Consider the following 12,991-nt stretch of genomic DNA (forward strand, 5'->3'; position numbering starts at 1 on the left):
GGCGAGCGGACGACGACGCCCTGTGCCCGTACGACGACCGCCCGCTTCAACGGTAATCCGGCCACCCCTGCCCCACCAGGAGAACGCACATACAACTGGCCAAAGCCGAAGGGGCCCATCCAGGGCGAATCGCGTGGAGTGCCGGGAGTCGAGTAGCGTGGCACACCATGCGTCTCGTCATCGCCCGTTGCTCCGTGGACTACGCGGGCCGGCTCACCGCCCACCTGCCCTTGGCTCCCCGTCTGATCCTTGTGAAGGCGGACGGCAGCGTCTCGATCCATGCGGACGACCGGGCCTACAAGCCCCTCAACTGGATGTCCCCGCCGTGCACCCTCAAGGAGGGCGACGACAGCGTGTGGACGGTGATCAACAAGGCGGGCGAGAAGCTCATCATCACCATGGAGGAGGTGCTGCACGACTCCTCGCACGAGCTCGGCGTCGACCCGGGCCTCATCAAGGACGGCGTGGAAGCGCACCTCCAAGAGCTCCTCGCGGACCGCATCGAGACCCTCGGCGAGGGGTACACCCTGATCCGCCGCGAGTACCCGACGGCCATCGGCCCGGTGGACATCCTCTGCCGGGACGCCGACGGCGCCACGGTGGCCGTGGAGCTCAAGCGGCGCGGCGAGATCGACGGTGTGGAGCAGCTCACCCGCTACCTGGAGCTCCTCAACCGCGACCCGCACCTCGCTCCGGTGCGCGGCATCTTCGCCGCCCAGGAGATCAAGCCGCAGGCCCGGGTGCTCGCCACCGACCGCGGCATCGGCTGTGTGGTGCTGGACTACGACGCGCTGCGCGGCATCGAGGACGACAAGCTGCGGCTGTTCTGAGGCTCTGTCCTCACCTCGGCGCACAGCGAAGGGGCCCGTACGTTTCCGTACGGGCCCCTTCTTCCGTCCAGGTCAGGCGACCGGTGTGCCGCTGCCCGTGCTGCCGCTGCCGCTGCCCCGCGAGGGGGTCCCGCCCGGTGCCGGGCCGCTCGCCGAGTTGGAGCTGCCGCCCGCCGTGGGCTGGGTCGGCGGCGTGATCGTCGGCTCGGTGGGCTTGGTGGGCGAGCCCGTCGGCCCCGACGTCGGCCCGGACGAGGTCGGATTCCCCGTGGGGTCGCTGGTGGGCGAGTGCGTGGGGCCGTGCGTCGGCCCGCCCGTGGGCGTGGGCGACTGCGTGGCCGGGCCGCTGCTGCCCGGGGCGGAGGGCGAGGCGCTGCCGGTGGCGCCCGGGGAGCTCGGGGCGCCGCCCGCGCCGGGCGACTGGCCGGGCTTGCGGGGCTTGCCGGGCACCTGGGGTGCGCCGCTCTCCCCCGCGGCCGGCTCGTCGGCGCTCAGGCCCTTGTCGCCGTCCTGCTCGGAGGCGGACTGGCCGGGCTTGACCGTGTCCGAGTGCTTGTTGTCGCTGCCGCCGGAGGCCGAGCCGAGGGTGACGACGGCGGCGAGCACGGCCGCGAGGACGGCGCCCGCGCCTGCCGCGGCCAGATTGCGCCGGTTGCCGCCCGCCATCAGCTTCTGCGTCCACGACCGCGGGGCCGCCGGGGTGTGCGGCGGGGCCTTGGGCGCCGGGACCCGGTTGATGATCGCGGTGGTGACCTCGGCCGGGGCGGCGGGCACGGGCCTGGGCACGGGCCTGGGCACGGGCTTGGCGGGCGGTGCCGCCGACTCCTCGCTGCGCGCGGCCGGGATCTCCTCGCCCGCGGGCGTCTGGCTGCCCACGGTGCCGCGCATCGGCGGCAGGGGCGGTACGGGCCGGGGCACGCCGCCGGGGCCGGGCGCGGGGGCCGGGCGGGCGCCCATGGCCAGGCCGGAGCGGTCCGCGACGAGCGCGAGGGCGCGCCGGCCCGCGACCGCGCCGCGCTTGTCCGCGAGCACGCCGCGCAGCCCGATGGACGCCTCCAGCTCGGCGCGGGCCCGGTCCAGATTGCCGCTGCACAGCGCCAATACGCCCAACTCATGGTGGAAATACGCTTCTTCGCCCACCTCGCCCGCCCGCCGGGCCGCTTCCTGGCCGCAGCGCAGGCTGCGCTCCCAGGCGCCCCAGTGCAGGGCCGCCGCGAACGCCGGGGCGGCGGTGCGGGCCAGCAGCAGCGCGGCGGCCCGGTGCCCGGCCTCGCCGTCGGAGACCAGCGCGCCCATGGCGGCGAGGATCGTGTCCGCCTCGACGGCGATCCGCTCGGGGGTGACCGAGGGGTGGCCGGCCCACCAGGCGTAGTGCTGGGCGGCGGAGAGCGCGAGGGAGACGGCGTCGGTGCCGTAGCCCTCGGCGAGCAGTTGGTCGGCGACGCCCGCCGCCAGCCGGTAGTGGGCGCCCACCGTGCTGATCAGGCCGCAGGCGAGCAGATCGCCGATGGCCGCGTCGGCGTGGGTGTCCCCGGCGAGGGCGGGCAGGTGTGCCTGGTGGGGCAGCTCCCCGCCGAGCGCGAGCGCGAAGCGCAGCGTCTCGCGGGCGGCCTTGCTCAGCCGCGAGACGAGCAGCGCGGCGGGGGCGGCGGCCTGGGCGAGCGTGGGCAGCGGTGCGGCTTCGGCGGGACCGTCGGACCCTTCGGCGTAGGGCCGCTCGGCGAAGACGCCGAACTCCTCGACATCGGCCGGGTCGGCGGACCCGGCGTCGCGGTGCCGCAGCAGGGCGCCCGCCTGGACGAAGCGCAGCGGCAGCCCTTCGGACTCGAACCACAGGTCCGCCGCCCAGTCCGCCTCCTCGTCGGTCAGCGCCCGGTCCACGGCCCGCTCCAGCAGCTCCAGGCAGCCGGTGCGGTCGAGGCCGTTGAGGAAGACCTCTTCCAGGTGCGAGTCGGCCGACGGTGCGGCCACGTCGGGGGTGGCGGCGAGCAGGAAGGCGCACTCGGGGGTCGCGTCGAGCAGCTCGTCGAGCGCGCTGCCGCCGAACTCCAGGTCGTCGACGACGACGACGGCGCCGATCTCCTGGACGGCCGCGAGCAGGGCGGCGCGGTCGGGGCGGTGCAGAGGTGCGTCGTAGACGGTGGCGAACAGTTCCTGGAGCAGGTCGGCGGCGGTGCGGTGGCGGCCGCCGAGCCGTACGACGCCGTCGGGGGCGAGCTCGGCGCAGTCCTCGGCGACGGCGTCCAGCAGGGCGCTGCGGCCGGAGCCGGCGGGGCCGGTCAGGCGCACGGAGCGGCCGCGCGAGAGCAGGCGCGCCAGTCTCTCGCGCTCCTCCTGGCGGCCCACCAGCGGGATGTCGGGCCCGGCGGGGCGGGCGGGCGGCGGGGGCGCGGCGGCGCGGCGCAGCGCCTCGCGCCCGTCGGCATCGCGCCGCCGGGCCCGGGCGGGCAGCTTGCCGGGCGGGCAGGGCTCTATTTCGCTGCCGTCGACGGGGTTGACGGTGAGGAGGTAGTCACCGCTCACGAGCTGGACGACGCGCACCGGGCCCTGGCCGCCGGCTTCCGGTACCGGGGCCTGCCGGGGCGGGCGCCGCTTCTCGCCGCCGTCGGCGGGAGCGGGAGCCTGCTCGTCGTTGTGGTTCTCCCCGGATTCCCGGTTCGTCGGGTCCATGGTTCAGAGCCCCCAATGCGTGGCGTGCCGTCGTGCCCTCGGCCTGTCCGCACTCCTTCGACCTCCGGCCGCGAGCTGCCGCCCGAGCCGTCACTTGACGGTCCGGTGCCCGCCGTGGGCTTTCGTGGCGGCGGGAAACCGAACAGACCTTGGCACAGTATCTACGACCCGGAGGGTGCCACGGCGCCATGGGACGTCACAGTCTCATGAGGATCGGGGTACTTGCGTCGCAGGGGGCTCACCGCAACCGCCCGGCGCGCTGGCCTCAGGGGGCGTCAGACGCGGGGCAGGGGCTGGGAGGGGGCCGCCGGGACGCCGTCCTCGAGGCCCTCGCCGAGGGTGCCTTCGATGGCGAGGATGCGGTGCAGCCGGGTGGCGACGAGCAGGCGCTGCATCCGGTCGGGCACCCCGCGCAGGACGAGCCGGCGGCCGGTGCGCCCGGCGCGGCGGTGGGCGCCCATGATGACGCCGAGCCCGGTGGCGTCCCAGGAGTCGAGCTCGGTGAGGTCGAGGACGAGGTCGCCCCGGCCCGCGTCGAGGGCGGAGTGCAGCACCGTACGGGCGTCCGCCGCGCTGCGGACGTCGAGGCGTCCCCCGACGACCAGTTCGGCGTGGTCGCCCCTGATGTGCATATGCGCTCCCGGGAGTGATGCCTGATGTGGATGTGGCTCTGCTCTAAAGAACTGACTGCCTCTCACACCACAAAGTTGCCGCCTGTAAGCGAACCGATACCAAGTTCACCCTGGCGGGTGAACTTGGTAGCTGTCGGCTCGTCAGTGCTGGTAGAAGCCCTGACCGCTCTTGCGGCCGAGGTCGCCCGCGTCCACCATCCGGCGCATCAGCTCCGGCGGGGCGAACTTCTCGTCCTGGCACTCGGTGTAGATGTTCTGCGTGGCGTGCATCAGGATGTCCACGCCCGTCAGGTCGGCGGTGGCCAGCGGGCCCATGGCGTGCCCGAAGCCCAGCTTGCAGGCGATGTCGATGTCCTCGGCGCTGGCCACGCCGGACTCGTAGAGCTTGGCCGCCTCGACGACGAGCGCCGAAATCAGCCGGGTGGTGACAAATCCGGCCACGTCACGGTTGACGACGATGCAGGTCTTGCCGACGCCCTCGGCGAATTCCCGGGCGGCGGCGAGCGTTTCGTCGCTGGTCTTGTGGCCGCGCACCAGCTCGCACAGCTGCATCATCGGCACCGGCGAGAAGAAGTGCGCGCCGACGACCCGCTCGGGGCGCCGCGTCGCCGCCGCGATCTTGGTGATCGGGATGGCGGAGGTGTTGGACGCCAGGACCGTCTCGTCCTTCACCAGGGCGTCCAGGGTGCGGAAGATGTCCCGCTTGGTGTCGATGTCCTCGAAGACCGCCTCGACGACGATGTCGGCGTCGGCGGCCGCGTCCAGGTCGGTGGTGGTGGTGATCCGCGCCAGCGCCTGCTCGGCCGCGGCGGCCTCCAGCTTGCCCTTGGAGACGAACTTGTCGTACGAGGCCTTGATGCCGTCCGTCCCCCGCGCGAGCGCGGCGTCCGTCACGTCCCGCAGCACGACGTCCCACCCGGCCTGAGCAGAGACCTGCGCAATTCCGGAGCCCATCAGTCCGGCCCCGATGACGGCGAGCTTCTTGGCCACTGCTGTCCCCTTACTCCCTGTGCCCATGCCTGTTCATATACGGCTCTCGGCCCGGACCTTAGCGTTCACGGGCGCGCCGTTGGGCGGTAAGAGATGCGCGTCACGTCCCATTTGACGGACATCACACTGAGACGGCCACAGCCTGTGCACCATGGCGCAGTTGAGACACTTGGGCCTCATAAGTCACATGGGTCGCGCGCTAGGCGGGGGCGTACGCCAGCACCTTCTCGCTCAGCAGGCCCTCGATCTCGTCCAGCAGGCCGAGCGCCGCGCGCGAGGTCTCGGCCGCCGTGCGGCCCGCCACCAGCTCGTGCTGGACGAACTCCACGACGTGCGCCTGCACCCAGCCGAGCTGACTGGCCACCAGCCCCGGCAGCGGCCCGTCCTCGCCGCTCTCCCCCACGAGGACGGCGGTCAGCGCCTGCGCCGAGCGGCGGCGCAGGTCCAGCACGCGGGAGCGCAGGGCCTGCGACTCGTCGATGACGCGCATGAAGCGGTCGTAGCCGTCGATGAGCCCGAGGCGCGGCGAGACGGCCACGATCTCGGCGCGCAGGGCGCGCAGCACGGCGGCGGCGGCCGGCTCGCCCGGCGGACGGCCGCGGACCACCGACGCGAGCCAGCCGATGGCGTCGTCCTCGCGGTCGAGGAAGAGGTCTTCCTTCGCCGGGAAGTAGTTGTAGACGGTGTTGACGGAGACCTCCGCCGCCGCCGCGACCTCCGCGATCGTGACCGCGTCGAAGCCGCGCTCCAGGAACAGGCCGGTCGCGACATCCGAGATGTGCTGCCTGGTCTGCCGTTTCTTGCGCTCCCTGAGCCCTTCCGCCATGCCCCCATCGTAGCTTCGCTGGGGCCGCTGAAAACTTGGAGTCATTGCAAACTTTCAATGACTCTGCTTTTCTTGCGGCATGGACAGCATCAGCATCTCCACGTCCGGGCTGGCCCGGACCTTCGCGTCCCCGCGCGGCCCCGTCGATGCCGTGCGCGGCATCGACTTGAGCGTGCGGAGCGGCGAGATCCTCGGTTTCCTCGGCCCGAACGGAGCGGGCAAGACGACCACGCTGCGCATGCTCACCACCCTCCTCGCGCCCACCGGCGGCACGGCGACCGTCGCCGGGTGCGACCTCGTCCGCGACCCCGAGGGCGTGCGGCGGCACATCGGTTACGTCGCCCAGTCCGGCGGCGTCGACCCCACGGTCTCGGTGCGCGAGGAGCTCGTCACCCAGGGGCGGCTCTACCGGCTGCCCGCGAAGCGGGCCCAGGAGCGCGCGGACGAACTGGCCCACGAGCTCGGCCTGACCGAGCTGCTCGACCGGCGCTGCGCGGCGCTCTCCGGCGGGCAGCGACGGCGGCTCGACATCGCCATGGCCCTCACGCACCGGCCCGCGGTGCTCTTCCTCGACGAGCCGACCACCGGCCTCGACCCCGGCAGCCGCGCCGATCTGTGGGACCTCGTACGCCGCATCCGCGACCGGTGGCGCACGACCGTCTTCCTCACCACCCACTACCTCGACGAGGCCGACGCGCTCGCCGGCCGGCTGGTCGTCGTCGACCGCGGCACGGTCGTGGCCGAAGGGACGCCGGCCGAGCTCAAGACCCGCCACGCGGGCTCGCCCGACGCCGCCCTCCAGGACGCGTTCCTGGCCATCACCGGGCGCCGCCCGGCCCCGCAGGACACCGTCCCCGTCGCCGTCTAGGAGCCCGTAACCGTGCGCACCCTGCTCTCCGACACCGCCCTGGTCTTCGGCCGCTACGCCCGCCAGAGCCTGCGCTCGAAGGCCGCCATGTCCTTCGGCGCGCTGATGCCCGCGCTCTACCTCGTCCTGTACGGCCCGCTGCTGACCGACATGCGCCTCGGCAGCGCCGGGAACTCCTGGCAGGTCCTGGTCCCCGGCCTGCTGCTGCAACTCGCGCTCTTCGGCGCGTCCTTCGCCGGCCTCGGCCTCATCATCGACAAGCAGCACGGCATCGTCGAGCGGATGCGGGTCACTCCCGTCAGCCGGGTCGCCCTGCTGCTGGGCCGCGTGCTGCGGGACGCCGCGCTGCTCACCGTGCAGTCGGTGCTGCTCGTGCTCGTGGCGTTCGCCATGGGGCTCCGGGCGCCGCTGCCCGGCATCCTCATCGGCTTCGCGTTCACCGCCGTGCTGGCCCTGTCGCTGGCCTCGCTCTCCTACACGCTCGCCATGAAGGCCGCCGTCCCCCAGGCGTTCGCCCCGGTCGTCAACGCGGTCAACATGCCGGCGATGCTGCTGTCCGGCCTCCTGCTGCCCATGTCCCTCGCCCCGGCCTGGCTGGACGCGCTGTCGCACTTCATGCCCCTGCGCTACCTGGTGGACGCGGTCCGGGCCGCCTTCGCCGGCGACTACGGGTCGCCCGCGCTGCTGTACGGCACGCTGGCGGCCGCGGCCCTGCTGGGCGTCTCCCTCGCGACGGGCGCACACCGCTTCCGGCACTCGGCCGGCTGATCCTTCCCGGGTACGGGGAGCCGCGACTGGCTAGGCTCGTACCCATGGTCAACCTGACGCGCATTTACACCCGCACCGGCGATGACGGCACCACCGCCCTCGGCGACATGAGCCGCACCGTGAAGACCGACACCCGCATCGCGGCGTACGCCGACGCGAACGAGGCCAACGCCGCGATCGGGGTGGCCATCGCGCTGGGGCAGCTGCCCGCGGAGATCGTCAAGGTGCTCGTACGAGTCCAGAACGACCTCTTCGACGTGGGCGCCGACCTGGCCACGCCGGTGGTCGAGGAGCCGAAGTACCCGCCGCTGCGCGTCGAGCAGTCCTACATCGACAAGCTGGAGGCGGACTGCGACCACTTCCTCGAACCGCTGGAGAAGCTGCGAAGCTTCATCCTGCCCGGGGGCACACCGGGTGCGGCGCTGCTGCACCAGGCGTGCACGGTGGTCCGCCGCGCGGAACGCTCGACGTGGGCGGCGCTGGAGATGCACGGCGACATCATGAACCCGCTGACGGCGACCTATCTGAACCGGCTGTCCGACCTGCTGTTCATTCTGGCGCGAGCGGCCAATCAGGAGGTCGGCGACGTGCTGTGGGTGCCCGGCGAGAACCGTTGAGCCCCTAGGTGGACTTCTGCTGCTTCGGCCAGATCGTGTAGCTCACCGCGATGGCCAGGTTGATGCCGATCACCAGCAGCATCTTCGTCTGCCAGGCCCGCAGCGAGCTGGTGTCGCCCGAGCCGCCCACGTACCAGGCCGCCACCTGCAGCAGGCCGAGCGCGACGACCGCCGCGAGGATCCAGCGGCCCGCCGTCTTCCACTCGTGCACGGTGCGCTCCGCACCGTACTTGGGCGGCTTCACCGGCGGCGGGCCGCCCGCGAAGCGGTGGGCGAAGCGCTGGTCGACCCAGGTGATCGTGGAGTGGCCGAGGCCCACCGAGTACCCGATGTAGACCGCCGCCAGGCCGTGCTTCCAGTCCGCGGTGGCGCCGTTCTTCAAGTCGACGGCGGTGGCGACCAGCAGCACCAGCTCCAGCAGGGGCTCCAGCAGCAGCACCGCCACCCCCGCCCGCGGCATCCGCGCCAGATAGCGCAGGCTCAGCCCGGCGGCCAGCACCGCCCAGAAGCCCACCTCGCAGGCGACGATCAGCGTGACGATCACGGTCTCTCCTCTCCCTCTCCCCCAGCCTCGCCGCCCGCCCGCGCCCGCGCCTCGTCGTGCGCGACGAGGTGGGACTGCATCCTTCGATGTACTCGGAGGCCACCGGCGAAGGACGTCCGCACCCCTTCCCACGTGCTGTGATGGAGCCATGCCGGTCCGACTCCTCCCCCGCAGGCCCGACCGGGCCGCGGTGCTCGCCGCCCTTGCCGGGCTGCTCGGCGGCGCGCTGCTGTACGCGCTGGGCCTGCAGAGCCGGCCGGCCGCACCGGTGCCGCAGTGGCTCGCCCTGACGGCGCTGACCGCCATGGCCGGCGCCGAACTGCTGCGCCGCAGCGCCCCGCTCGCGGGGCTGGCCATCGGCACGGCCGCGCTCGCGCTGGACGTCTGCGCGGGCAGCCTCGTCGCCAACGTCGGCATGTTCACCGACCTCGTCTACGCGGCCGTGCTGTACGGCCCGCACACCGCCTACCGCCGCATCCCGCGCGCCACCGAACTGGTCACCGTGCTGGGGACGCTGCTGGCCGTGGCGCTGCTGCGGGAGCCGTCCGCGCTGCTGGTGGGCATCGCGCTGGGGTTCGTCCTCATCGTCCCCGCCTGGACCGGCGTGGGGGTGCGGGTGCACCGCGACGCCGCCCAGGCCGCCCTGCTGGCCGCCGAGCGGACGGCCCTGATGGCCGAGCTGGACCGGCGCGAGGCGGTGGGCGCGGAGCGCGCCCGGATGGCGCGCGAGCTGCACGACATGGTGGCCGGGCACCTGTCGGCCATCGCCATCCACTCCACGGCGGCGCTGTCGATCGACGAGAGCGAGGCGTCCCGCGAGGCACTGGCCGTCATCCGGGAGAACAGCGTCCAGGGGCTGACCGAAATGCGCCGTCTCATCGACCTGTTGCGCCGGGAGGACGGCTGCGCCGGACCCGCCGTCGCCCCGACGCTCGCGGCTCTGGACGTCCTGCTGGACCAGGCGCGGGCAGCGGGCCGCGACAGCGGGCTCGCATTTGAACTGCGCGACGGGCGCCCGCCCGCGCCGCCACTGCCCAAACCGGTCGAACTGGCCGCCTACCGCATCGTCCAGGAAGCCCTCACCAACGCCGTCAAACACGCGGCCCCCGGCCTGGTGACGGTCGAACTCACGGCCCCCGGGCCGCTGACCGTCAAGGTCACCAGCCCGCTGGGCGACATCCCGGCGGCGCGGGCGCCGGGCGCCGGCGCCGGGCTTGTCGGCATGCGGGAGCGCGTGGCCCTGCTCGGCGGGCAGCTGGCGACGGGGCCGACGGACGCCGCATGCTGGGAAGTACGGGCCGAACTGCCCGTGGACGAGGAGGAATCACCATGACGGACGCCCCGGACGCGGACCGCGGCGCGGCAGGGCCCGTCCGGGTCGTCGTCGCCGAGGACCAGGCCGCCGTGCGCTCGGGGCTCGTCCTCATCCTGCGCTCGGCCCCCGGCATCGAGGTCGTCGCGGAGGCCGCCGACGGCGAGGAGGCCGTCCGGCTGGCCCGCGAACTGCGGCCGGACGTGGTGCTGATGGACGTGCAGATGCCGCGCCTGGACGGGGTCTCGGCGACCGCCCGGATCACCGCCGAGCACCTCGCCGACGTGCTGGTGCTGACCACCTTCGACCTGGACGAATACGTCTTCGGGGCACTGCGCGCGGGCGCCGCCGGGTTCCTGCTCAAGGACAGCGAGGCGGCGGACCTGGTCACGGCCGTACGAACAGTGGCGCGCGGCGAGGGCCTGATCGCCCCGGCCGTCACCCGGCGCCTGATCGCCGAATTCGCCCGCCCCGCGCCCGTACGCACCCCGGGTGGGCCCGGCGCCGAGGCGCTGGAGTCGCTCACCCGGCGGGAGCGCGAGGTGCTGGGCTGCCTGGGCGAAGGGCTGTCGAACGCGGAGATCGCCGGGCGGCTGCACATGGCGGAGGCGACGGTGAAGACCCACGTCAGCCGGTTGCTGGCAAAGCTGACGCTGCGCAGCAGGGTGCAAGCGGCCGTACTGGCACAGGAATTGGGTCTGGTCCAGACCTCTTGACCGTTGGTACGGACCTTCTTACGCTCCCCTCACAGTCCACCCCCCACACCCGTGGACCCCACATCCGCGCACCCCCCACCCACTGCGACCTCACTCGAGGAGAAAACCCTTGAGCACAGGAACGTTAGGACGCACCAGGCGCACCATCGCCGGAAGAACCGTCGCGGCCCTGGCCGCGCTCGTACTCCCGGCCGCCGCTCTCATCGGCCTGGCGGCCCCGGCCCACGCCGCGCCCTCGGCGACGGCGACCTTCGCCAAGACCTCCGACTGGGGGACCGGCTTCCAGGGCGAGTGGACGGTGAAGAACACCGGCACCACCGCCGTCAACGGCTGGACCGTCGAGTGGGACTTCCCCGCCACCACGACCGTCGGCTCCTACTGGGACGCGCTCGTCACCTCCTCCGGCGGTCACTACACCGCCAAGAACCGGGAGTTCAACGGCACCATCGCCCCCGGCGCGGCCGTCACCTTCGGCTTCGTCGCCGCGGGCGACGGCGACCCGGCCGGCTGCAAGCTGGGCGGCGGCAGCTGCGACGGCGGCTCCGCCCCCGGCGACCAGCCGCCCTCCGCCCCGGGCACCCCGCAGACCACGGCCGTGGGCGACACGTCCGTCGGGCTCAAGTGGGCCGCCGCCACCGACGACAAGGGCGTCAAGAACTACGACGTCTACCGGGGCGGCGCCAAGGTCGCCACGGTCGTCAAGCTCGCCTACACCGACACCGGCCTCACCCCGGGCACCTCGTACACATACACGGTCGTCGCCCGCGACAGCGCGGACCAGACCGGCCCGGCGAGCCCCCCGCTGACCGTGAAGACCACCGGCGGCGGCGGACAGCCGCCCACGGACGGCTACGCGAAGGTCGGCTACTTCGTGCAGTGGGGCATCTACGGACGCGGCTACACCGTCAAGTCACTCGACTCCACGGGCGCCGCGGCCAAGCTCACCCACCTCAACTACGCCTTCTCCAACATCGACCCGAACAACCTCACCTGTCTCAACGGCGTCACCAAGGCCACCACCCCCAACCCCCAGGACCCCAGCCAGGGCGACGGGGCCGGCGACTCCTGGGCGGACTACGAGAAGGGCTTCGCCGCGGGCGAGTCCGTCGACGGCGTGGGCGACACCTGGGACCAGCCACTGGCGGGCAACTTCAACCAGCTGAAGAAGCTCAAGGCCAAGTACCCCAACCTCAAGATCAACATCTCGGTGGGCGGCTGGACCTACAGCAAGTACTTCTCCGACGTCGCCAGGACCGACGCCTCCCGCAAGAAGTTCGTCCAGTCCTGCATCGACCTGTACATCAAGGGCGATCTGCCGGTGAGCAACGGACGCGGCGGCGCCGGGACGGCGGCCGGGGTCTTCGACGGCTTCGACATCGACTGGGAGTGGCCCGGCTCCGACGGCCACGCCGGCAATCACGTCTCCAAGGACGACAAGGCGAACAACACCCTGCTCTTCGCCGAGTTCCGCCGGCAGCTGGACGCGCTGGGCCAGAGCACCGGAAAGAAGTACCTGCTCACCGCCTTCACCCCGGCCGACCCGGCCAAGATCGACGCGGGCTGGGACATCACCACCAAGGACGGCACGCCCAGCGTCTTCGACTACATGGACTTCGCCAACGTCCAGGGCTACGACTTCCACGGCTCCGGCAGCGACAACAGCTGGGAGCCCAACCGCACCGGCCACCAGGGCAACCTCTACCAGGACGCCAAGGATCCGTACGCCACCAGGTTCAGCGTCGAGAAGACCGTGCAGACCTATCTCGACGCGGGCGTCGATCCGCATCAGCTGGCGCTGGGGCTGGCCTTCTACGGGCGCGGCTGGCAGCAGGTCGCGGACGGGGGCGAGCACGGTGTGTGGCAATCGGCGGGCGGCGCGGCGCCGGGCCAGTTCCCGGAGGAGTCGGGCACGCGCGGCTACGACAATCTGCTCGCGTCGGTGCCGGGGCTGACCGTGTACCACGATGAGCAGGCGGTGGCGGCGTACGGCTATACGGGTGCGGGCGGGCAGTGGTGGACGTTCGACGATGCGTGGTCGATCGGCAAGAAGACTGCCTGGCTCAAGTCGAAGAAGCTGCTGGGCGTGATGATCTGGGAGATGTCGGGCGACAGCGGCACGCTCATGACTGCCGTCGACAGCGGGCTGAGTTAGCCCCAGACCCGCCCCTTCCCGTTTCTTCGGGGGCCTCGCCCCCGAAGGCCCTCACCGGGGCTCCGC

General features: G+C 72.7%; 11 protein-coding genes and 1 pseudogene. 7 read left to right on the plus strand and 5 right to left on the minus strand.

Features of this window, described 5'->3' with window-relative positions:
* The first annotated feature begins 167 nt into the window (after window positions 1-167).
* A complete protein-coding gene (gene nucS, locus FHS39_RS01350) occupies window positions 168-830 on the plus strand; it encodes an endonuclease NucS (RefSeq protein ID WP_045932247.1) in 663 nt (220 codons plus the stop codon).
* A 72-nt stretch (window positions 831-902) separates the two neighbouring features.
* Here the strand turns inward: nucS and FHS39_RS01355 are convergent.
* The 4 genes and pseudogenes from FHS39_RS01355 to FHS39_RS01370 form a co-directional block, all read right to left on the minus strand.
* A pseudogene (locus FHS39_RS01355) lies at window positions 903-3,500 on the minus strand (ATP-binding protein); the annotation flags it as partial.
* Window positions 3,501-3,775: 275 nt separating this feature from the next.
* Window positions 3,776-4,132 (minus strand): STAS domain-containing protein, encoded by a 357-nt coding sequence (locus tag FHS39_RS01360; protein ID WP_184345888.1) that lies wholly within the window; start codon window positions 4,130-4,132, stop codon window positions 3,776-3,778.
* A gap of 141 nt (window positions 4,133-4,273) precedes the next feature.
* Window positions 4,274-5,122 (minus strand): 3-hydroxyacyl-CoA dehydrogenase family protein, encoded by an 849-nt coding sequence (locus tag FHS39_RS01365; protein WP_045932244.1) that lies wholly within the window; start codon window positions 5,120-5,122, stop codon window positions 4,274-4,276.
* A gap of 199 nt (window positions 5,123-5,321) precedes the next feature.
* Complete coding sequence (locus FHS39_RS01370; protein WP_184345889.1) at window positions 5,322-5,948, minus strand: TetR/AcrR family transcriptional regulator; 627 nt, start codon at window positions 5,946-5,948, stop codon at window positions 5,322-5,324.
* A gap of 79 nt (window positions 5,949-6,027) precedes the next feature.
* Here FHS39_RS01370 and FHS39_RS01375 point away from each other — a divergent pair, with 79 nt between their 5' ends.
* Genes FHS39_RS01375 through FHS39_RS01385 form a run of 3 tightly spaced genes read left to right on the plus strand, consistent with a single transcriptional unit; the run spans window position 6,028 to window position 8,201 of the window.
* Window positions 6,028-6,816: an ABC transporter ATP-binding protein gene (locus tag FHS39_RS01375; RefSeq protein WP_184345890.1), complete on the plus strand. Its 789-nt coding sequence runs from the start codon at window positions 6,028-6,030 to the stop codon at window positions 6,814-6,816.
* A 12-nt stretch (window positions 6,817-6,828) separates the two neighbouring features.
* Complete coding sequence (locus FHS39_RS01380) at window positions 6,829-7,584, plus strand: ABC transporter permease (protein WP_184345891.1); 756 nt, start codon at window positions 6,829-6,831, stop codon at window positions 7,582-7,584.
* 44 nt (window positions 7,585-7,628) lie between these two features.
* Window positions 7,629-8,201 (plus strand): cob(I)yrinic acid a,c-diamide adenosyltransferase, encoded by a 573-nt coding sequence (locus FHS39_RS01385; protein ID WP_045932241.1) that lies wholly within the window; start codon window positions 7,629-7,631, stop codon window positions 8,199-8,201.
* Between the two features lie 4 nt (window positions 8,202-8,205).
* On the opposite strand, the gene FHS39_RS01390 is transcribed toward FHS39_RS01385, so the two are convergent.
* Window positions 8,206-8,745 (minus strand): hypothetical protein, encoded by a 540-nt coding sequence (locus FHS39_RS01390; protein WP_184345892.1) that lies wholly within the window; start codon window positions 8,743-8,745, stop codon window positions 8,206-8,208.
* 148 nt (window positions 8,746-8,893) lie between these two features.
* Here FHS39_RS01390 and FHS39_RS01395 point away from each other — a divergent pair, with 148 nt between their 5' ends.
* From FHS39_RS01395 to FHS39_RS01405, 3 genes are all read left to right on the plus strand, one after another.
* The gene (locus FHS39_RS01395) at window positions 8,894-10,078 is read left to right on the plus strand and encodes a sensor histidine kinase (RefSeq protein WP_184345893.1); all 1,185 of its coding nucleotides are present in this window, start codon (window positions 8,894-8,896) and stop codon (window positions 10,076-10,078) included.
* Window positions 10,075-10,773 carry a response regulator gene (locus tag FHS39_RS01400; RefSeq protein ID WP_184345894.1) on the plus strand — a complete coding sequence of 233 codons (699 nt, stop codon included), beginning with the start codon at window positions 10,075-10,077 and terminating at the stop codon, window positions 10,771-10,773. Before FHS39_RS01395 ends, FHS39_RS01400 begins: the two co-directional genes overlap by 4 nt.
* 109 nt (window positions 10,774-10,882) lie before the next feature.
* Window positions 10,883-12,925, plus strand: coding sequence for a glycoside hydrolase family 18 chitinase (locus FHS39_RS01405; RefSeq protein WP_184345895.1), 2,043 nt, complete (start codon window positions 10,883-10,885; stop codon window positions 12,923-12,925).
* The last annotated feature ends 66 nt before the right edge of the window (window positions 12,926-12,991 follow it).

It is taken from the genome of Streptomyces olivoverticillatus (assembly GCF_014203555.1).
Taxonomy (GTDB): Bacteria; Actinomycetota; Actinomycetes; order Streptomycetales; family Streptomycetaceae; genus Streptomyces; species Streptomyces olivoverticillatus.